The organism is Bacillus sp. FSL R5-0654, from assembly GCF_038008745.1.
In the GTDB taxonomy this organism is placed as follows: Bacteria; Bacillota; Bacilli; order Bacillales; family Bacillaceae; genus Bacillus; species Bacillus safensis.
Map to the genome: position 1 here is coordinate 1682040 of NZ_JBBOZV010000001.1, position 22606 is coordinate 1704645.

Below are 22606 nucleotides of genomic sequence, written 5' to 3' on the forward strand. Positions count from 1 at the left end.
GTGAAAATGCTTTATGATAAAGGAAGGTAAAAATTTGCCACAATGAAGGGGGTAATATCATTTGGCAAAGCTCGAATGGTATTTTGAATATGAGATACAGGTAAACCGTCCCGGACTTTTAGGAGACATTTCTTCTCTAATGGGGATGCTTTCAATTAATATTGTGACAATTAATGGTGTTGATGTATCAAGACGCGGAATGCTTTTACGCTGTGACCACACAGATCAAATTAAGCGGCTTGAATCAATTTTAAATACAATGGAAACGATAAAAGTAACGAAATTAAGACAGCCAAAGCTTCGTGACCGCTTAGCTGTTCGTCATGGAAGATACATACAGCGTGATGCCGATGACAAAAAGACGTTCCGTTTTGAAAGAGACGAGCTCGGTCTTCTTGTTGATTTTATGGCTGAACTCTTTAAAAAAGAAGGACATAAATTGATTGGGATTCGCGGAATGCCGCGTGTCGGAAAAACAGAATCAATTGTGGCTTCAAGTGTTTGTGCAAGCAAGAGATGGCTGTTTGTATCATCAACTCTTTTGAAACAGACGATCCGAAGTCAACTGATCGCAGATGAATACAGCCCAGATAACGTCTTTATAATTGATGGGATTGTGTCGACAAGAAGAGGTTCTGAGAAGCACTTGCAGCTTTTAAGGGAAATTATGAGACTGCCGGCAACGAAGGTGGTCGAGCATCCAGACATCTTTATTCAAAATTCAGAATATACAATGGATGATTTCGACTATATCATTGAATTGCGGAATAGCGCAGACGAAGAGATTACATATGAACACGCTGAAGAACCACAAGTGTTTGATCATTCTGGTTTTTCCGGCTTCGATTTTTAATATGGTAATGGTAGGTGTTTGTTTTGACTGAATTGGGAAAACGGCTCGTTGAGGCCAGAGAGGAAAAAGGGATGTCGCTGGAGGATCTTCAGACGGTGACCAAGATCCAAAAGCGCTATTTGCTAGCAATCGAACAAGGAAACTATGATATTATTCCAGGTAAATTTTACGTCAGAGCGTTTATTAAACAATATGCCGAAGCCGTTGGACTGAATCCTGAACAATTGTTCGAAGAATTTCGTAAAGATGTTCCAAGCACGTATAACGATGAAGTATCTGATAAATTATCGAATATTAAGCCGCAAAGAGAGCTGCCAAAGCCTGCTTCGAAAGTGCTTGAACTATTGCCGACAATTTTAATTATTGGAGGCATCATTGTGGTCATCGCCATCATTTATGTGATCGTGCAGGCGGTCAATCATGATAGCGGACAGAAGAATAATCAGGCGGCCCCTCAGCAATCAGAATCTAAATATGAAGTATCTGAGGGTTCATCTCTTGCAAAAGATCAAAAGAAAAAAGAAAAAGCTTCGTCAGATGATAAAGAAAAATCATCTAAAAAAGATGATTCATCAAAAGACGATGAAACTGTATCTTTAAAGGCGACGAATACAGAAGGCTCGACAACAACGTATGAAGTATCAGGTGCAGACGAAATGGAGTTAAAAATTTCTGCCTCGCAAGCTTCATGGCTGCGTGTAAGAGACGAATCTGGAAAAGTGCTGAAGATGGGTGAACTAAAAGATGGCGAATCGTTTAAAACAGACCTGTCTGATCTTTCTCAGGTCGATATCCGTCTAGGCAATGCGTCTGGAATTGATATCAAGGTAAATGATGAGACACTTAAGTACGAATTAGACCCTAAGGACACCATGACACAAAACATTGTGATTGTGAATAAAGGAAAGGAAAAGTCATCTTAAGCAAGTAGATGACTTTTCTTTTGTTCCTACTATTATATACATAATAAAATTGCATTATTGGAGGATTGGATTTCATGTTTAACTTACCGAATAAAATAACCCTTTCTAGGATCGCCTTGATCCCTGTTTTTATGATTATTATGCTTGCACCGCTAGATTGGGGTGTTGCGCGCTTTGGCGACGTCAGCATCGAAGTGACGCACCTTGTTGGAGCGATCCTGTTTATTGTTGCTTCAACAACTGACTGGATTGATGGATACTACGCACGTAAGCTTAATTTAGTGACGAACTTTGGTAAATTTTTAGATCCGCTTGCAGATAAATTGCTTGTTTCAGCTGCTTTAATTATACTTGTTCAATACAACCTCACACCGGCATGGATGGCGATTGTGATCATCAGCCGTGAATTTGCTGTAACAGGTCTAAGGCTTGTATTAGCCGGAGGCGGTGAAGTAGTGGCAGCGAATATGCTTGGAAAAGTGAAGACATGGGCGCAGATCATTGCGATTTCTGCACTTTTACTGCATAACCTGCCGTTTGAACTTGTGTCATTCCCGTTTGGTGATCTAGCGATGTGGGTAGCGGTGTTCTTCACTGTTGTCTCAGGCTGGGATTACTTTGCAAAAAACTGGGAAGCTTTAAAGAATTCTAACTAAAAAGGACGTGTACGCTTTGAAGTCAGAGAGAAAAGCAGAAATTATTGCAGTCGGTTCCGAACTATTGCTAGGGCAAATTACGAATACGAATGCACAATTCATCAGCAAACAACTAGCTGAAATTGGTGTGAATGTTTATTACCACACAGCAGTTGGTGACAATCCAGAGCGTTTAAAACAGGCCATTCAGGTGGCGCAGGAAAGATCTAATTTTATTATCTTCTCAGGTGGTCTTGGACCAACCAAAGATGACTTAACAAAAGAAACCATTGCGAGTACGCTTGGCAAAGAGCTTGTACTAAATGAAGAAGCATTTGAATCAATTCAAGACTACTTTCTAAAGACCGGACGCGTTATGTCACCGAACAACCGTAAGCAGGCACTCGTTCTAGAAGGGTCTGATGTGCTCGTGAACCGTTTCGGGATGGCCCCGGGTATGTTTGTTCAAGAAGACGATACGTTTTATATGCTTCTTCCTGGACCGCCAAGTGAACTGCACCCGATGTTTGAAAACGAGGCAAAGCCGCTGATTTCTGAGAAGCTTGGCTTAAAGGAAAAGATCGTGTCTGTTGTTCTGCGCTTCTTCGGAATCGGTGAATCGCAGCTTGAAACAGACCTAGAAGATTTAATTGATGCTCAAACCAACCCGACGATTGCACCACTCGCATCTGACGGTGAAGTGACGCTAAGGCTGACTGCTAAGCATGAGGATGAAAAAGAAACAGAGCGTCTGTTAAAAGAAACAGAAGCGCAAATTTTAGCGCGGGTAGGAGAGTACTTCTACGGATATGGGGATACATCACTTGTCCGCGAAGCGTCCAAAGCCTTGCACGAGCACGGGAAAACAGTAGCAGCAGCAGAAAGCCTGACTGGCGGAATGTTCTCCGAATGGCTGACAGATCTCGAAGGAGCATCATCCATTTTGAACGGAAGTGTGGTTTGTTATACAAACCAAGTCAAGCAGCAGGTACTTGGCTGCCGCGAGGAAACATTGTCTTCTCATGGTGCTGTCAGCAAAGAGTGTGCTTTAGAGCTTGCTGAAGGGGTTAGAAAGCTGACCGGAAGTGATATTGGCATTAGCTTTACGGGTGTAGCAGGACCTGATACCCATGAGGGTCAGCCTGTTGGAAAAGTGTTCATTGGACTATCTACGAAAGACCAGACGGACGTGTTTGAATGGATGTTTACAGGCAGCCGGTCAGGCATTCGAAAGCGTGCTGTGAAATATGGTCTGCATCACTTACTCAACTTATTAAAAGAGAGTTAATTTTGTTTTTTGTTAGGTTTACTCCTTTATAAAAGAGCGTTTTTTCTAATAGAAAATACTCTTTTCTTAAAAATCTGCCAAGAAAAAAATCGAATATGTGTTCGTTTTTTTCTTGGCAAATGACGTAAAACAAGGTATAGTATAGATAGTGGAATTGATAAAGGAGGAAACAATAGAATGAGTGATCGTCAAGCAGCCTTAGATATGGCTCTTAAACAAATAGAAAAACAGTTTGGTAAAGGCTCTATTATGAAACTAGGAGAGCAAACAGATACACGTATTTCAACAGTACCTAGTGGTTCGTTAGCACTTGATACTGCGCTTGGAATAGGCGGATATCCCCGAGGCCGTATTATCGAAGTATATGGTCCAGAGAGTTCTGGTAAAACGACAGTAGCCCTTCATGCCATTGCTGAAGTTCAGCAGCAGGGAGGACAAGCTGCATTTATTGATGCAGAGCATGCACTCGATCCAGTTTATGCTCAAAAACTAGGTGTCAACATTGATGAACTGTTACTTTCTCAGCCGGATACAGGAGAGCAAGCACTTGAAATTGCAGAAGCTCTTGTCCGCAGCGGGGCAGTTGATATTGTTGTTATTGACTCTGTAGCTGCTCTTGTACCAAAAGCAGAGATTGAAGGAGACATGGGTGATTCACACGTTGGTCTTCAAGCACGTTTGATGTCCCAAGCCCTTCGTAAACTATCAGGTGCTATCAATAAATCAAAAACAATTGCCATCTTTATTAACCAAATTCGTGAAAAAGTTGGGGTCATGTTCGGTAACCCTGAAACAACGCCAGGTGGACGTGCGCTGAAGTTCTATTCGTCTGTTCGTTTAGAAGTGCGCCGTGCTGAACAGCTGAAACAAGGCAATGATATTATGGGGAATAAAACGAGAATTAAAGTAGTGAAAAACAAAGTAGCACCGCCATTCCGTATTGCCGAAGTAGACATTATGTACGGTGAAGGGATCTCAAAAGAGGGAGAAATCATCGACCTTGGAAGCGAGCTAGATATCGTACAAAAGAGCGGTGCTTGGTATTCTTACCAAGAGGAACGTCTTGGACAAGGCCGTGAAAATGCGAAACAGTTCCTAAAAGAAAATAAAGATATCATGCTGATGATCCAGGAGCAAATTCGCGAACATTACGGTTTGGATAATAACGGAACAGTGCAACAGGAATCTGAAGAGGCGCTAGAACAATTAGAATTAGAATAAAAATTAAATCAGTATGAAATGATAAAAAAGGCTGGGTGAAAAACTCAGCCTTTTTTATTTTGCAAAAAACTTTCGACAACTTTTTCAGTATTTCATCCGTCTAAAGTGTACAAAATGGAATTTATTTTGGGAGGAAAAAATAATGACAAGTCCGACCCGCAGAAGAACTGTTGCCAAACGCAGACGGAGAAAACCAAGTCAGAGGGGAAAACTTGTGCTTGTTTTTTTAGCAGCGATGATTTGCTTAACAATGTGGAATGTGCTTCATCGAAATAGTGAAGAGAACAACCCGTTTCAAAAAACTGCTGTAGCTTTAGAAAACAGCCAGAAAAAAGAAGTCAAAAGGAAAACCGCCAAAAAATCAGAGGAACAAATCAAAACAGTGGACCGTAATCACAAAATCAGCAGTTATTTAAATGGGATCGGTTTCAGCGGAACAGCCATGATTGTTCGAAATGGAGAAATCGTAACAAATAAAGGTTTTGGTTATGCAGACCGTAAACAAAAAATTCGAAATAATCCTTTGACATCTTTTTATGTCGGTTCGTCACAAAAAGCGCTGATTGCAACCGCTATTTTGCAGCTTGAGGAAAAGGGGAAACTTCAGACAAGTGCTCCGGTAAGCACGTATTTACCTCATTTCCCTAACGGACAAACGATTACTTTGAAAAATCTGCTGACACATACATCGGGAATAAACGGCCATATTGAAGGAAATGGTGTAATTACTCCGGACGAATTAATAAAAGACATAGAACGTCAGGGAATTAATCGTCAGCCGGGCAAATGGAGCTACAAGGATTCCAACTATTCTGTTCTTGCTTATATTGTGGCTGAAGTGAGCGGTGAGTCCTATGAACAATATATAACGAATCATATTTTTAAACCGGCGGGTATGACGCATGCAGGCTTTTACAAAACATATGAAAAAGAACCTTATCCTGCTGTCGGGTATAAGCTGAAAGGCAGCAAAGCGGTTACACCGTATATGCCCGATCTATCTCAGCTTTACGGTGCTGGAGATATTTATATGAGTGCTATAGATATGTACAAATTTGACCAAGCCCTGATAGACGGCAAACTGTATTCGCAGAAGAGCTATAAAAAGATGTTTACGCCAGGAAGCAGCTCCACATACGGAATGGGATTTTATGTTGCTCCCGGTAGCTATTCAAACCATGGTGTCATGCCGGGCTTCAACATTTTGAACAGCTTTAGCAAATCTGGGCAAACCATCGTTGTTTTGTTTTCAAATATACAAAATAACACTAAACTGGGCCAAGTAAACAATAAAGTATATCAGCTGCTGAATCAAGAATAATTCTGATCTGCTTTTGCAAACGCTAAGATGGCTAGCTTGACAAGTATTTCCGACACAATTACAATGGGAATGTATCACTTGTTTTTCTTAACATGATTGATAACTAATTTAAACTTGACAAGGGCAGTGAGGATCTCATTCCCTGTGAAGGCCCTGTATGTTGAGACACAAAACAATGTACATGCCGACACTTTATTTGTAAAACCAAGTTCATAGCAAGAGGAGGTGAAAATATGTCGCCTACGATGTTTACGATCATCTCCATTTTGCTGAGCCTAATCTGTTTAGTTGTTGGCTACTTTGTTCGTAAAACCATTGCAGAAGCAAAAATATCCGGCGCAAGAAACATGGCCGAACAAATTGTTGAGGATGCAAAGCGTGATGCGGAAGCATTGAAGAAAGAAGCGCTCTTGGAAGCGAAAGATGAAATTCATTCGTTTCGTGTAGAGGCGGAGCAAGAAGTTCGTGAAAGACGAAATGAGCTTCAAAGACAAGAAAACCGTTTACTTCAAAAAGAGGAAAATCTTGATCGCAAAGACGAATCTTTAGATAAACGGGAGTCCCTGTTGGAGAAGAGAGATCATTCTCTGAATGAACGACAACAACATATTGAAGAGATGGAAAGCAAAGTGGATGATATGATTCGTTTGCAGAAAGCCGAGTTGGAACGTATTTCAAGTCTAACTCGAGATGAAGCGAAACAAATCATTCTGGATCAAGTTGAAAATGAGCTTTCCCACGACATTGCAGTCATGACGAAAGAATCTGAAAACCGAGCGAAAGAAGAGGCTGACAAAAAGGCGAAAAATATTCTTTCACTTGCGTTACAGCGTTGTGCAGCTGATCATGTGGCTGAAACAACGGTATCTGTAGTCAATCTTCCAAATGATGAGATGAAAGGTCGTATTATCGGACGTGAAGGACGAAATATCCGTACGTTAGAAACGTTAACAGGTATTGACTTGATCATAGATGATACACCTGAAGCTGTTATACTATCGGGCTTTGATCCGATTAGACGTGAAACAGCGAGGATAGCTCTGGACAAGCTAGTCCAGGATGGCCGCATTCATCCTGCACGAATTGAAGAAATGGTGGAAAAATCACGCCGTGAAGTCGATGATTATATCCGCGAGATGGGTGAGCAAACGACATTCGAAGTTGGAGTTCACGGTCTGCATCCGGATCTGATCAAAATTCTCGGCCGCTTAAAATTCCGTACAAGTTATGGACAAAATGTCCTGAAGCATTCAATTGAGGTTGCACATCTTGCAGGTCTCATGGCTTCAGAGCTTGGAGAAGATGCAAAGCTTGCAAAACGAGCAGGTCTTCTGCATGACATTGGAAAAGCCATTGATCACGAAGTAGAAGGAAGCCACGTAGAAATTGGCGTTGAGCTTGCGACGAAATATAAAGAGCATCCTGTTGTCATCAACAGTATTGCCTCTCACCACGGTGACCAAGAACCGACATCTATTATCGCTGTTCTTGTTGCGGCAGCTGATGCATTATCTGCAGCACGCCCTGGTGCAAGAAGTGAGACGCTTGAAAATTACATTCGGAGACTTGAGAAATTAGAAGATATCTCTGAATCTTATGAAGGTGTTGAAAAATCGTTTGCGATACAGGCTGGACGTGAAGTACGTATTATGGTGAAGCCAGATTCAATTAATGATCTTGAAGCTCACCGTCTAGCAAGGGATATTCGTAAGCGAATTGAGGACGAGCTCGATTACCCTGGTCACATTAAAGTGACAGTCATTCGAGAAACTCGCGCAGTAGAGTATGCAAAATAGAGCGGTGCGCTTAGCGCCGCTTTATTTTTTTGTGTAAATATGCAACACTGATAAGAAGATCAATTTAAAAGAGAAAGGGTTCAAAAGCGCATGAAAATATTATTTGTTGGAGATATTGTCGGTTCACCTGGCAGAGACACACTGAAAGAATATTTGCCAAAGCTAAAGAAAAAATATCAGCCGCACTTTACCATTGTCAACGGAGAAAATGCTGCTCACGGGAAAGGTCTAACTGAAAAAATCTATCATGAGCTGCTGCAAGCAGGAGCTGATGTGCTCACAATGGGCAACCATACATGGGATAAAAGAGACATTTTCGATTTCATCGATGATGCAGCTAATATGGTCCGTCCAGCTAACTTCCCAGAAGGCACACCTGGAAAAGGTCTCACGTTTATTAAAAAACAAGGAAAAGAATTGGCTGTCATCAACCTGCAAGGACGTACGTTTTTACCGCCAATTGACTGCCCATTTCAAAAAGTAGATGAATTAATTGCGGAAGCATCCAAACGAACACCGTTTATTTTTATTGATTTTCATGGTGAAGCCACAAGTGAAAAGCAGGCGATGGGCTGGTATACAGACGGCCGTGCATCATGTGTCGTGGGCACGCATACACATGTTCAAACAGCAGATAACCGCGTATTGCCAAAAGGAACTGCGTATATTTCAGATGTCGGGATGACAGGACCTTATGACGGCATTTTAGGTGTTGACCGAGAAACGATCATTAAACGATTCAAAACAAGTCTCCCAGTACGGTTTGAAATTGCAGAAGGCCGAACGACGTTAAGTGCAGTAATCGTAGAAATTGACGAACAGTCGAAAAAAGCTGTCAAAATTGATCGAATTTTGATAAATGATGACCATATTTTCTTTGAATAAATGTTCACATATTTATTTCAGAAAAATATTAATCAGAAAGAAGGAATATGCGCCCTCTATCGTGAATATAGTAAAAATGGTAGGTAGCCTGCTATTTTTGAAAAACATTTTGGGGATGGATTTTCAAAAAAATAGCATCATCTAACAAAGATTGTTCTAATGAACACTCACTTATCCATTGTAAATTTAAGGGGGAGCAGAAATGGAAATTTTAAAAGTTTCAGCAAAGTCAAATCCGAATTCAGTAGCAGGAGCATTAGCCGGCGTTTTACGTGAACGCGGTGCAGCGGAAATACAAGCAATCGGCGCTGGAGCACTGAATCAGGCGGTTAAGGCTGTCGCCATTGCAAGGGGATTTGTCGCGCCAAGCGGAGTGGATTTGATATGCATTCCAGCCTTTACTGACATTCTGATCGATGGAGAAGAAAGAACAGCCATCAAATTGATTGTTGAACCACGATAATTCTAATTTTATTATTTTCAACCTGCTTACATCATGTAAGCAGGTTGTTTTTGTTTACCGCTATACATTTCTTATATAACATATTCAGTTCGTGAAATAGATAAAAATGACATATTAGAGCTTGCATTTTTTCACCGTGATGATAAATTAAGATTAAGTTGAATTTACTTCATCAAAAATAAATATTTAAGTAGGTGAAATAATGTTTGAAGCTTTTTTGAAAAGAGGAAAGCTTGTTTTTATTTTATTTTTTATCGTTCTCATTACTGGCGGCTATTTATTCGCGCAGCTTCCTAAACGAGAACTGCCAGAATTCGAGGCGAATCTCGTCACGATTTCTACCGTTTTTCCTGGTGCAGATGCAAAACAGGTGGAAAGAGATGTCACCAATAAACTGGAATCAGCCCTATCTGATATCAACGGTGTAGAGAAAACGAGCTCGGTTTCTGCCATTGGTTTCTCAAATATTGTGCTTGAAATTGAGGACCAAGCTGACTTTCAAAAGGTGGCAAGTCAAATTAAGAATGAAACCACAAGTGCTGCGTCGTCTTTTCCTGACGGGGTGAAGGAGCCGGAAGTAAAGGATGAATTCGGCAGCGTGCCGGTTGGCTCTTATATGATTGTGTCGAGTGAATCATCAGACTTAGCAAAGAGTCAGCAATCGCTGCGTGCATTGAAGGAAAAAGTAGAGGACATCAAAGGGGTAGACAGTGTCATTATCAAAGGCTTCAATGACAAACAAGCGATTTTAAACTTAGATTCAAACAAGCTGGAGGGTGAAGGGCTCAATGTAACTGATGTCACAAATGCCATCAATCAGGAATTTGACACATCTCCACTAGGCGATATTCGGGCAGGCAAAGAGAAGGTGAAGCTGTCCATCGATACATATGACCGCCGCTTAGATCAAGTTAAAAAAATTGAGCTTTTCTCAAAAACGAAAAGAGAGCCGGTCACAATTAGTCAGCTTGGCAGTTTAAAAGAAGTAGAAAAACAGAAAAGTGATATTGTGTCGTATAACGGAAAGCCCGCTTATTCATTTACTGTGAATATTAAACAAGGGCTTGATATTCCTAAAATGTATGACAAAGTCAGTGATGTCATTGAGAAAGAAAAGCAGCTGCCAAATGGGGTGGAGTGGGTAGACTACTATTCACAAAAAAGTGAAGTGGATACCATTTTCAATGATTTAATAAAAGAAGCCATTGTTGCGGTCATTGCTGTCATAATTGTTACCACACTTGGACTCACGATTGGCGGGGCGTTTATCGTTTCACTCGCCATTCCGCTATCCATTACAATTGGAACGATTCCGCTGCCATTTTTACAAGTGGACCTCAATCAAATTTCGATCATCGGCTTTATCATTGCTTTAGGGATACTTGTCGATGATGCCATTGTCGTGAATGATAATATTTTAAGACAAATGAAAAAATACGAAAGTCCGCTTAAAGGAACAATTGCAGGGGTGAAAGAAGTCGCAGGGTCCATTTTGACATCAACACTGGCTGTTGTGTTTGCCTTCCTGCCGCTTGTATTCCTATCAGGTGCAAATGGTTCATTTATTCGGGCATTACCGTCTGTTCTAGTGACGACTGTGCTTGCGTCCATGGTGATTTCTCTGACACTTGTACCGGTCTATCAATATACTGTGAACCGGAAAAGAAAGAACAAAAACAGTCAAAAAGAGCCGGGATTCCTAGGGAAACCATTAAAAAGGCTGGCTGATTTCTATGCAGACCGTGTGCTGACAAACATTGTGAAGCGGCCGCTCGTTATTGGACTAAGTGGTTTGCTCGTTGCAACGCTTGCTTTTTTACTTATTTTCGTCACACCATTTGAATTTTTCCCTGCGGCGAATAAGAAAGAAGTGGTCGTCACTGTCACGCTTCCAAGTGAAACAACATTAGACAAAACAAATGAAACATTAAAGAAAATAGAACAAGAGATCAAACAGCAAAAAGGCATTGAAGAAACGGCGATTTTTGCAGGCGGCGGTGTGCCGAACCTGTTTAATGAAAGTATTTCAAATGCAAGTGACCACACGGGTCAGGTTGTCGTGAGAGTAGACAATGATCAGATGACAAGTAAGGCATTAATAGATCGTATGACCGAGCCTTTGCGAGAGACATTCAAAGAGGCTGAAATCTTTATGAAAACCATTGTACAAGGACCGCCAACTGGAGCGCCAGTGACAGTAACGGTTGCGGGTGACTCTTTTTCAAAGCTCATTGATGTCAAAGAAACACTGACAAATGAAATGAAAGACAAAGGGGCAAGCTTGATTACGGACGATGTCAATCAGCCGGTGAAAACGATCTCTTTTGAATTAAACCGCGAGCGGATGGCAGAGGATGGGCTCAGTGCTCAATTTGTCAGCAGACAGCTTGGTCTTGTGACAGAAGGGATGCCATTAGGTACCTTTCAACAAGGAACAAATGATATCGATTTAGTAGTGAAACAGGATATAGGCACACATCAAAATGGGTTAAAGCTAAAGGAAATGAAAGTGCCTGTGAAGACAAATGAGGGCGGTATGCCTCAACTTGAGCCGCTTAGCCGATATGTAAAAGAAAAAGAAACAGAGCAGTACGAAAGCATTCCTCATGAAAATGGAGTTCCGACCATTACGCTGAAGGCGTATCCCGGCGCATCAGATTCGTTTAAAGACGATATGAAAGAAGTCGTCAATCAAGTGGGGAAAAGCGCTACAGCGAAGGATTTGACCATCTCACAGGGTGGAGAAAATGAAAATCAGACCCAGTTCTTTATTGAAATTAGTCTCTTATTTGCAGTAGTCTTGCTGCTCATTTACGTGACCATCGCTTTCCAGTTCAATTCTTTAATGCTTCCGCTGTTAGTTCTAGGAACGGTTTACTTAGCCGTATCAGGAGCCATTATCGGACTGTTTGTCACACAAACACCATTCAGCTTTATGGCAACAATGGGGATTGTCTCATTGGCTGGTATTGTCGTCCGAAATGCGGTCGTCCTATTCGAATTTATTGAACAGCGGCGTAAGCAAGGGTTTGATCAACAGACAGCTGTCATTGAAGCAGGAAGAGCAAGGATTAGACCGATTCTCTTAACAGCATTTACGGCACTTGTTGCACTAATGCCTGTTGCATTAAGTCATGATCCACTCTTTAAGCCGCTGGCCATCTGCATTGTATCAGGTGTGTTTTTCTCAACAATACTGACCTTATTCATTGTGCCAGCACTATATGTTGCCGTTTCAAAGAAACGCTGACGATGAAAGCAAATCTCCGATCGAAAGGAGATTTGCTTTTTTTTTTTTAGAAAAATATCCAAAAAAATATGTGGGGTGTTCATTTGTCTTTTTCTAGTAGACAGTGGTATTTACGACTAAAATAAGTCGTGTTAAAATCTGATTGGGAGAAGTTTTTTAACAAAGGGGTTGTACGTCATGTGTGGAACGATGAAAGCAATTGTTAAAAAAGAAAGCGCTTACGGAGCGGTGATGATGGAGATGCCGATTCCAGAAATCAAAGATCATGAAGTTTTGATCCAAGTGAAAGCCACTTCGATATGCGGAACAGACGTGCATATTTATAATTGGGATGACTGGGCTAAGGGAAGAGTCAAAGCGCCTTACATTTTTGGACATGAATTTACAGGGGAAGTTGTTAAAGTGGGGAAGCAAGTCTCACGAGCAAAGGTAGGGGACTTTGTATCGGCTGAGACGCATGTTGTGTGTAATCAATGTTATATGTGCTTAACAGGGCAGCAGCATTTGTGCAGTGAAACGAAAATTTTAGGGGTAGACATTGATGGCTGTTTTGCTGAATATGTCAAAGTGCCTGAACAAAATGTGTGGCATAATCCAGCTCAAATGCCGGTTGAGCTTGCCTCTATCCAAGAGCCGCTAGGAAATGCAGTCCATACTGTACTGCACACACCTGTATCAGGTAAATCAGTGGCGATTTTTGGCTGCGGACCAATCGGTTTAATGGCAATCGCTGTCGCAAAAGCCTCCGGGGCTGTTCAAGTGTTCGCTGTTGATAAAAATGAATACAGGCTCGATCTTGCCCGAAAAATGGGTGCAGATCATATCGTGGATATTGGAAAAGGTGATCCAGTCGCGATAATTAAGCAGCTCACGCGGATGGAAGGGGCAGATGTGATGTGTGAGATGTCAGGTCATCCAGCTGCCATTAATCAAGCACTCGAAGCTTGTGCAAATGGAGGGAAAGTCAATATACTAAGCTTGCCAGAACGGCCAGTAACAATTGATATTACGAATCAAATTGTTTTTAGGGGATTAACCGTGCAAGGGATCACGGGGAGAAAAATGTTTGAGACGTGGCGTCAAGTATCTGAGCTATTAAGAACGAATACCATTGATGTAAAGCCGGTTGTCACTCATACACTGCCATTTGAAGAGTTCGAAAAGGGATTTGAACTTATGCAAAGCGGTACGTGCGGAAAAGTCGTACTGATGATGCCATCATATCAAAGGGGGAAGAAATGATGAAAGAATTCACGTATTTACAAGATGAATTGGACACAATGAAGCAGCAAGGCACCCACCAAACTTTGAAAGAGATCGACTCAAAACAATCATCCACTGTGACATTAAATGAACAATCTGTCATACAACTCTCCTCAAATAACTACTTAGGCCTCACCTCACACCCAAGGCTGATGAAAGCAGCAAAAGAGGCAATCGATGAATTCGGTGCGGGTACAGGATCTGTACGTACCATCGCCGGCACAATGACGATGCATGAACGTCTTGAAAAAAAGCTTGCTTCATTTAAAAAGACAGAAGCAGCACTTGTGTTCCAATCAGGCTTTACGACCAATCAAGGGGTCTTATCCAGTATCTTGACAAAAGATGATATTGTCATTTCGGATGAACTGAATCATGCCTCAATTATTGATGGCATCCGATTAACAAAAGCAGATAAAAAGGTATACGGTCATTCCAATATGGAAGAGCTGGAGAAGATTTTGAAAAAATCAATGAATTACCGCGTCCGCCTCATCGTTACAGACGGTGTATTCTCGATGGATGGAGATATCGCGCCACTTCCTGAGATCGTCAGGCTCGCAGAAGCATATGATGCATTTGTAATGGTAGACGATGCGCACGCCTCGGGCGTGCTTGGTGAGAATGGCCGCGGGACGGTCAACCATTTTAAACTCGACGGCAGAGTGCACATTCAGGTCGGGACACTTAGTAAGGCTGTCGGAGTGCTCGGCGGCTATGTGGCTGGTTCAGCGGTTTTAATTGATTATTTAAAGCATAAAGCAAGACCGTTTTTATTCAGCACCTCTCATCCGCCAGCTGTAACTAGAGCGTGTGAAGAAGCGATTGAAGTGCTGTTAGATGAACCGGAACGAATCGATATACTTTGGGAGAACGCCGCTTATTTTAAAGAAAAGGTCATCAGCCTAGGATTTCAAGTCGCCCCAACAGAGACACCGATTATCCCAATCATGATTGGAGACGAAGCACTTACTTTTCGATTCTCAAAGGCTTTAATAGAACGAGGCGTGTTTGCCCAAGGCATCGCCTTCCCAACTGTGGCAAAAGGCAAGGCAAGAATTAGAGCCATCATCACAGCCGAGCACACAAAAGAAGAACTAGACCGGGCACTGACAATCATTGAAGAAGAAGCAAAAAAACTAAACATACTTGATTGAGAGAGCGCAGGCTCTCTTTTTTCTTTTTGTGAAAAATGGTTATGACTAATAGGCAATTTTCATAGAAGAACCGTATATGATTTATTTTCAATTCATCACAAAATAGTCTATACTGTAGGGTGGAACTTGGTTTGAAAGGAGTACAAATTCATGAATGAAGAGCAGAGAAAAGCGAGCGGACAAGTAAGTTCATCGGACAAAAAATCCGAGAAGGACTACAGCAAATATTTTGAAGCTGTGTACATTCCGCCTTCCTTAAAAGATGCAAAAAAACGGGGTAAAGAAGAAGTTGAATACAATCAATTTCAAATTGACGAGCAGTTTCAAGGGTTAGGAAACGGCCGCAAGTTTTATATTCGCACATATGGCTGTCAAATGAATGAGCATGACACAGAAGTGATGGCTGGTATTTTTATGGCGCTTGGCTATGAACCAACAAACTCAACGGAAGATGCAAATGTTATCTTATTAAACACTTGTGCTATTCGTGAGAATGCAGAAAATAAAGTGTTTGGAGAGCTTGGACATTTAAAAGCATTAAAACGTGAAAAGCCAGATTTAATTTTAGGTGTCTGCGGATGTATGTCACAAGAAGAATCTGTCGTGAACCGTATTTTGAAGAAACACCCATTTGTTGACTTGATTTTTGGCACGCACAACATTCACCGCCTGCCAGAGCTGTTATCTGAATGCTACCTTTCAAAAGAAATGGTCATTGAGGTTTGGTCAAAAGAAGGCGACGTGATTGAGAACCTTCCAAGAGCCCGTCAAGGTAAAATCAAGGGCTGGGTGAACATTATGTACGGCTGTGATAAATTCTGTACATACTGTATCGTGCCTTACACGCGCGGCAAGGAAAGAAGCCGCCGCCCAGATGAAATTATTCAAGAGGTCAGATGTTTAGCGGCAGAAGGATATAAGGAAATTACCCTTCTTGGTCAAAACGTGAATGCATATGGAAAAGATTTTGAAGATATGGAATATGGTCTTGGCCACCTGATGGATGAGCTGCGAAAAATTGATATTCCGCGTATCCGTTTTACAACAAGTCACCCGCGTGATTTTGATGATCACTTAATTGAAGTGCTTGCCAAGGGCGGAAACCTTCTCGATCATATTCACCTGCCAGTTCAATCCGGAAGTTCTTCTGTGCTGAAACTTATGGCGAGAAAATATGACCGTGAGCGTTACCTTGATCTTGTGCGCAAAATCAAAGAAGCTATGCCGAATGCTTCATTAACAACGGACATTATTGTTGGGTTCCCAAATGAAACAGATGAGCAGTTTGAAGAAACACTTTCGCTTTATCGCGAGGTTGAGTTTGATGCTGCTTATACATTCATTTATTCTCCAAGAGAAGGAACGCCGGCAGCGAAAATGAAAGACAACGTGCCAATGCGTGTGAAAAAAGAACGTCTGCAGCGCCTAAATGCACTTGTGAATGAAATTTCTGCGAAAAAAATGAAGGAATATGAAGGGCAGATTGTCGAAGTATTAGTAGAGGGTGAAAGTAAAAACAACCCTGAGATCCTAGCCGGATATACAAGTAAAAGCAAGCTTGTGAATTTTAAAGCACCAAAAGAAGCGATTGGCAACATCGTCAAAGTGAAAATCACACAAGCCAAAACTTGGTCTCTTGACGGAGAAATGGTTGGAGAAGCTATCGAGGTGAATTAAAATGACACTTTATTCAAAGAAAGAAATTGTCGAGCGTGCAAGAGAGCTCGCTAAAATGATTTCTGAAACGGAAGAAGTTGATTTCTTCAAAAAAGCAGAAGCGCAAATCAATGAAAATACAAAAATTTCAACGATTATTAATCAAATTAAGGCGCTTCAAAAACAAGCTGTGAACTTAAAGCATTACGGCAAACATGAAGCCTTAAAACAAGTCGAAGAAAAAATCGATGCCCTGCAAGAAGAACTGGATGACATCCCAGTGATTCAAGAATTCAAAGAATCACAAATGGAAGTCAATTCCCTGCTTCAACTTGTAGCGCACACGATTTCGAATCAAGTAACAGATGAAATCATTCTTTCAACCGGCGGTGACCTCTTATTAGGAGAAACCGGTTCAAAAGTAAAAAACTCATCACCAAGTTGCTCCATTAAATGAGAAAACCCCGCAGATGCGGGGTTTTTTGCTTTCCTATTAACATTTTTTGAAAAGCACTACCCATTCTTTTTCATGCTTCATCGTTTCCAAACCTCTCACTCTCCAACTTTTCCAATTTTCAAGGCAAGTTTATGGGCGACCATGCATACACTGAAACAGAAATGAATTTAATTGAACATGAAGTTCAAAATCGTGACACACTAGACGAATGCCCAGCATAAGATAAAACGATCAAGAACAAGGAGGCATGCCGGAATGTCTGAATACAGAGAAATTATTACAAAAGCGGTGGTTGCAAAAGGGAGGAAATTCACCCAAAGCACACACACCATTTCTCCATCGCAAAAACCAACCAGCATCCTAGGTGGTTGGATCATTAATCATAAGTATGATGCTGAGAAGGTCGGTAAAACCGTTGAGATCGAAGGAACATTTGATATTAACGTATGGTACTCTTACGCCGACAACACGAAAACAGAAGTCGTCACAGAGCGTGTGAAGTATGTAGACATCATTAAACTGAGATATAAAGATAAAAATTTCCTTGATGATGAGCACGAAGTAATTGCGAAAGTATTGCAGCAGCCCAATTGCTTAGAAGTGACCATTTCTCCAAATGGCAATAAAATTATCGTTCAGGCAGAGCGTGAATTCATTGCTGAGGTAGTCGGTGAAACAAAAATTGTCGTAGAGGTCGATTCAAGCTGGAAAGAAAAAGATGATCACGAGTGGGAAGAAGAAGTGGATGAGGAGTTAGAGGATATTCATCCAGAATTCCTAGCAGGTGAGACAGAAGAGTAAGGAATGACTAGGGCGCATATCCCCCTAGTTTTTTTGTGCCTGATCTAGGAGAAAAAAGGTGATTTTTTATGCTATAATTAGAGATGGTATGAATTCGAAAGTAATATAGTGAGGGATTAGAAATATGGCAAGTTATACGCCCATGATACAGCAATATTTAAAGATCAAGGCAGATTATCAAGATGCCTTTTTATTTTTTCGCCTAGGCGATTTTTATGAGATGTTTTTTGATGATGCAAAGGAAGCGGCGCAAGAACTAGAAATTACGTTAACAAGCAGAGACGGCGGCACAATTCCAATGTGCGGCGTTCCTTATCATTCTGCTTCTGCATACATAGAACAGTTGATTTCAAAAGGCTACAAGGTCGCCATTTGTGAGCAGGTGGAAGACCCTAAAACGGCAAAAGGTGTAGTCAAAAGGGAAGTCGTTCAACTGATTACACCAGGAACCGTCATGGATGGTAAAGGTTTAAGTGAAAACGAGAACAACTTTATTGCGTCTGTTACCAGCTTTCAAAATGGGTACGGTCTTGCGCTGTCTGATTTATCTACAGGTGAAAACATGACGGCTTTCATCGATCGATTAGATGAAGTCGTATCAGAAATTTATTCTGTCGGTGCAAAAGAAATTGTGGTGTCAAAGCAGCTGGATGAGGAAACAATCAAAACCCTTAAAGAACGCTGCCAAGCGACCATTTCATACGAAGATAGTGATCAATTATTAGATGAAGCTAAGCGGCTCGTTTCCCATCTAGACGAAAAGTTAAAAACGTCATTTTTAACACTATATGCCTATTTAAGAAGAACGCAAAAAAGAAGTTTGGATCATCTTCAGAAAGTTCAAGTGTTTGAACTTGAACAAACGATGAAAATCGATCTTTACTCAAAACGAAACCTTGAATTAACAGAAACGATTCGTTCAAAAAGCAAAAAAGGCTCTTTATTATGGCTGTTAGATGAAACAAAAACAGCGATGGGCGGCAGACTGCTCAAGCAATGGATTGACCGGCCGCTCATTCGCCTTTCGCAAATTAATGAGCGTCAGGAAATGGTGCAAATCTTGATGGATCATTTCTTTGAGCGAGAGGATCTGCGCGAACGATTAAAGCAAGTATATGATCTTGAGCGTTTAGCGGGCCGCGTGGCATTTGGCAACGTGAATGCTCGTGATCTCATCCAGCTCAAAGAATCCTTAAAACAAGTACCGGATATTAAACAACTCGTTCATTCATTACCAGAGGATATGGCAAAATCAAGAGCGAATGAGATTGATCCTTGTGGTGACCTCCTTGATTTATTAGAAGATGCACTTCATGAAAATCCGCCGATGACGATAAAAGAAGGCAATTTGATTAAAGATGGCTACAATGCAAAATTAGATGAATACCGTGATGCCAGCCGAAACGGAAAGGACTGGATTGCACGGCTTGAACAGCAGGAAAGAGAATATACCGGCATTCGCTCCTTAAAAGTCGGGTTTAATAAAGTGTTTGGTTATTATATCGAAGTGACACGCGCGAATACACATCTGCTGGAGGAAGGGCGTTACGAAAGAAAACAAACGCTTGCCAATGCAGAGCGGTATATCACACCTGAATTAAAAGAAAAAGAAGCACTGATTCTTGAAGCAGAATCAAATATTAACGAATTGGAATATGAACTATTTACAGCTCTCAGGGAGCAAGTAAAAGGCTATATTCCTAGATTACAGCTGCTCGCAAAACAAATGAGCGAGCTTGATGCGCTTCAATGCTTTGCGACTGTCAGTGAAAAGCGCCGTTATATCCGGCCGGAATTCTCAGAGGATGACGTGGATGTCAAAGATGGCCGTCACCCTGTCGTTGAAAAAGTGCTCGATCACCAGGAATATGTACCGAATGACTGCCATATGGGAAAAGGCAGACAAACCTTACTCATCACTGGACCAAATATGTCAGGGAAAAGTACGTATATGAGACAAATGGCGCTCATCTCGATTCTTGCGCAGATTGGCTGCTTCGTTCCTGCGTCAAAGGCGACGCTTCCAATCTTCGATCAAATCTTTACACGTATTGGTGCAGCAGATGATTTGATTTCTGGTCAAAGTACTTTTATGGTAGAGATGCTCGAAGCAAAAAATGCGATGGTGCATGCAACGAAAAACAGCTTGATTTTATTTGATGAAATTGGACGCGGGACAAGCACCTATGATGGAATGGCTCTTGCGCAGGCGATCATTGAATTTGTTCATGATCATATTGGGGCCAAAACCCTATTTTCTACACATTACCATGAGCTCACTGTCCTTGAATCCCAATTAAGCGAGCTAAAAAATGTTCATGTGCGAGCTGAAGAGCATGAAGGCACGGTCGTTTTCTTACATCAAATCAAAGAAGGTGCAGCTGATAAAAGCTATGGTATTCATGTAGCGCAGCTTGCTGAATTGCCTGATGCCATCATTAATAGAGCCCAGACTATTTTAACGGAGCTTGAGAGCGGATCACATGACGTGACCCCAACCGTATCTACAGCACCAAAAGCAGAAAAGACTGTAGAAAAACAGCAGCTTTCTTTCTTTGAAGTAGAAGAAAAACCGCAGCCGAAAGCTGCGCTAAAACAGAAGGATCAAGCGGTCATCGACGAATTAAAGTCTTACAACCTAATGGATATGACGCCGCTTGAAGCAATGACAAAGCTGTATGAATTGCAAAAGAAATTATAATGTAAGGTGAGGTGAGCAGAAATGGCAAAGATTATTCAGTTATCCGATGACCTATCCAATAAAATTGCTGCAGGTGAAGTGGTCGAGCGCCCGGCTTCTGTTGTAAAGGAGCTTGTGGAAAATGCGATCGATGCAAAAAGTACAGTCATTGAAATCGATGTAGAAGAAGCAGGTCTTTCTTCTATCAGGATTATTGATAATGGTGTTGGAATCGATGCTGAAGATTGTAAGCTCGCCTTCCAGCGCCATGCAACGAGTAAAATCAAAGATGAAAATGATCTGTTTCGTGTTAGAACGCTCGGATTCAGAGGAGAGGCGCTGCCAAGTATTGCATCCGTCTCTCACCTAGAAATGAAAACAAGTACTGGCGAAGGAGCTGGGACACACTTAGCTTTGCAAGGCGGGAAGATTATCTCAGAGAAAAAAACCTCTGGCCGCCGCGGCACCGAGATTGTGGTCACCAACTTATTTTACAATACGCCAGCCCGTCTAAAATATATGAAAACCGTTCATACGGAACTTGGTAATATATCGGATGTGGTCAATCGAATTGCGCTAGCTCATCCCGAAGTATCGATCCGTTTGCGTCATCAAGGGAAAGTCCTGCTACAGACGAATGGAAACGGAGATGTGCGTCATGTACTTGCGGCCATTTACGGGACAGCTGTGGCTAAAAAAATGCTGCCGCTTCACGTACAATCACTTGATTTTGAAGTGAAAGGATATATTTCCTTACCAGAAGTGACGAGGGCATCACGGAATTATATGTCTTCTGTTGTAAACGGCCGATATGTCAAACATTTTCCGCTCGTGAAAGCGATCCATGAAGGGTATCACACGCTGCTTCCGATTGGCCGTCATCCAATTACATTCATTGAGATGAAGATGGATCCCATTCTAGTGGACGTGAACGTTCATCCATCGAAGCTAGAAGTGAGGCTAAGTAAAGAACAGGAACTTCATGATCTGATTAAACAAGGAATTAAGGAAGTATTTCAAAAGCAGCAGCTCATTCCAAGTGCTTCAGTACCAAAAAAAGCACCAATGCCAGCTGTGAAAAATGAGCAGCAATCCTTAACCTTTGATGCGAAACAAAGGAACGCAAGCCCAGCGGAAACACCGCTAACCTATCAGCCGGAGCCGCACGAGTCGGTCGTATACGAGACAAGTCATACCGATGCATACGGAATGCCTAAACATGAGAAGACAGAAGCATCATCACCAGTATTTTATGAAGAAACCTCATCTGAGCGTATTCATTTAGAGGAATCCGCCGCTTCACTTGAATATGAAGAGACGGTTCTACATGAAGATGCAAAAACGATTCCTGAAAACGAACGCGTCCCTGTGATGTATCCAATTGGGCAAATGCATGGCACATATATTTTGGCTCAAAATGAACGAGGGCTTTATATCATCGACCAGCATGCGGCTCAAGAGCGAATCAAGTATGAGTATTATCGTGAGAAGGTGGGGGAGATCGAACAGGAAGTGCAAGAAATGCTCGTCCCCTTAACATTTCACTACTCTAAAAACGATATGCTGATCATTGAAGAGCATAAAGATATTCTCGCGAAAGTGGGGGTCTTCTTAGAGCCCTTTGGTTCAGGGAGCTACATCGTTCGGTCGCATCCGCAGTGGTTTCCAAAAGGTGAAGAGGCTGAATTGATCGAAGAGATTATAGAGCAAGTGCTTGATGAAAAACGTGTTGATATCAAGAAACTAAGAGAAGAAGCGGCGATTATGATGAGCTGTAAAGGCTCAATCAAAGCAAATCGTCATTTGCGTCATGATGAAATCAAAGCCTTATTAGATGAACTTCGGCAAACGAAGGACCCATTCACCTGTCCGCACGGCCGGCCGATCATCATTCATCACTCGACATATGAGATGGAGAAAATGTTTAAACGGGTGATGTGATATAAAAAAAGCGCTC

At 41.7% G+C, this 22606-nt stretch carries 17 protein-coding genes; all 17 read left to right on the forward strand.

All coding sequences use genetic code 11. From position 1 onward, the window contains the following. The first annotated feature begins 61 nt into the window (after nt 1–61). The 17 genes from NSS76_RS08365 (at nt 62) to mutL (ending at nt 22590) form a co-directional block, all read left to right on the forward strand. Nucleotides 62–853, forward strand: coding sequence for a DUF3388 domain-containing protein (locus tag NSS76_RS08365; protein WP_003211480.1), 792 nt, complete (start codon nt 62–64; stop codon nt 851–853). 23 nt (nt 854–876) lie between these two features. After that, nucleotides 877–1776, forward strand: coding sequence for a helix-turn-helix domain-containing protein (locus NSS76_RS08370; RefSeq protein ID WP_025092608.1), 900 nt, complete (start codon nt 877–879; stop codon nt 1774–1776). A 74-nt stretch (nt 1777–1850) separates the two neighbouring features. Further along, the gene (gene pgsA / locus NSS76_RS08375) at nt 1851–2432 is read left to right on the forward strand and encodes a CDP-diacylglycerol--glycerol-3-phosphate 3-phosphatidyltransferase (RefSeq protein WP_008358030.1); all 582 of its coding nucleotides are present in this window, start codon (nt 1851–1853) and stop codon (nt 2430–2432) included. A 16-nt stretch (nt 2433–2448) separates the two neighbouring features. Continuing rightward, entirely contained in the window at nt 2449–3699 is a 1251-nt protein-coding gene (locus NSS76_RS08380) for a competence/damage-inducible protein A (protein WP_073205231.1), read from the forward strand. Nucleotides 3700–3876: 177 nt separating this feature from the next. Further along, nucleotides 3877–4920: a recombinase RecA gene (recA, locus tag NSS76_RS08385; RefSeq protein ID WP_024424111.1), complete on the forward strand. Its 1044-nt coding sequence runs from the start codon at nt 3877–3879 to the stop codon at nt 4918–4920. Between the two features lie 142 nt (nt 4921–5062). After that, nucleotides 5063–6241 carry a serine hydrolase domain-containing protein gene (locus NSS76_RS08390; protein ID WP_341081688.1) on the forward strand — a complete coding sequence of 393 codons (1179 nt, stop codon included), beginning with the start codon at nt 5063–5065 and terminating at the stop codon, nt 6239–6241. A gap of 233 nt (nt 6242–6474) precedes the next feature. After that, nucleotides 6475–8037 (forward strand): ribonuclease Y, encoded by a 1563-nt coding sequence (rny, locus tag NSS76_RS08395; protein WP_003211958.1) that lies wholly within the window; start codon nt 6475–6477, stop codon nt 8035–8037. A 90-nt stretch (nt 8038–8127) separates the two neighbouring features. After that, nucleotides 8128–8922, forward strand: a complete 795-nt coding sequence (locus tag NSS76_RS08400; protein ID WP_024424109.1) for a TIGR00282 family metallophosphoesterase — start codon at nt 8128–8130, stop codon at nt 8920–8922. Nucleotides 8923–9124: 202 nt separating this feature from the next. Continuing rightward, complete coding sequence (gene spoVS, locus NSS76_RS08405) at nt 9125–9385, forward strand: stage V sporulation protein SpoVS (protein WP_003211281.1); 261 nt, start codon at nt 9125–9127, stop codon at nt 9383–9385. A 202-nt stretch (nt 9386–9587) separates the two neighbouring features. Then, nucleotides 9588–12635: an efflux RND transporter permease subunit gene (locus tag NSS76_RS08410; RefSeq protein WP_341053389.1), complete on the forward strand. Its 3048-nt coding sequence runs from the start codon at nt 9588–9590 to the stop codon at nt 12633–12635. Between the two features lie 177 nt (nt 12636–12812). Then, on the forward strand, nt 12813–13877 hold the full coding sequence (tdh, locus tag NSS76_RS08415) for an L-threonine 3-dehydrogenase (RefSeq protein WP_044330479.1): 1065 nt from the start codon (nt 12813–12815) through the stop codon (nt 13875–13877). Further along, on the forward strand, nt 13877–15055 hold the full coding sequence (locus tag NSS76_RS08420; RefSeq protein WP_044330477.1) for a glycine C-acetyltransferase: 1179 nt from the start codon (nt 13877–13879) through the stop codon (nt 15053–15055). The genes tdh and NSS76_RS08420 overlap by 1 nt, the downstream gene beginning before the upstream one ends. A gap of 150 nt (nt 15056–15205) precedes the next feature. After that, nucleotides 15206–16732 carry a tRNA (N6-isopentenyl adenosine(37)-C2)-methylthiotransferase MiaB gene (gene miaB, locus NSS76_RS08425; RefSeq protein WP_341081693.1) on the forward strand — a complete coding sequence of 509 codons (1527 nt, stop codon included), beginning with the start codon at nt 15206–15208 and terminating at the stop codon, nt 16730–16732. Nucleotide 16733: 1 nt separating this feature from the next. After that, complete coding sequence (locus NSS76_RS08430) at nt 16734–17168, forward strand: RicAFT regulatory complex protein RicA family protein (RefSeq protein ID WP_008358013.1); 435 nt, start codon at nt 16734–16736, stop codon at nt 17166–17168. 255 nt (nt 17169–17423) lie between these two features. After that, a complete protein-coding gene (gene cotE, locus NSS76_RS08435) occupies nt 17424–17969 on the forward strand; it encodes an outer spore coat protein CotE (protein ID WP_024424105.1) in 546 nt (181 codons plus the stop codon). 124 nt (nt 17970–18093) lie between these two features. Continuing rightward, complete coding sequence (mutS, locus tag NSS76_RS08440; RefSeq protein ID WP_270125059.1) at nt 18094–20670, forward strand: DNA mismatch repair protein MutS; 2577 nt, start codon at nt 18094–18096, stop codon at nt 20668–20670. 21 nt (nt 20671–20691) lie between these two features. Then, nucleotides 20692–22590, forward strand: a complete 1899-nt coding sequence (gene mutL, locus NSS76_RS08445; RefSeq protein WP_073205249.1) for a DNA mismatch repair endonuclease MutL — start codon at nt 20692–20694, stop codon at nt 22588–22590. The last annotated feature ends 16 nt before the right edge of the window (nt 22591–22606 follow it).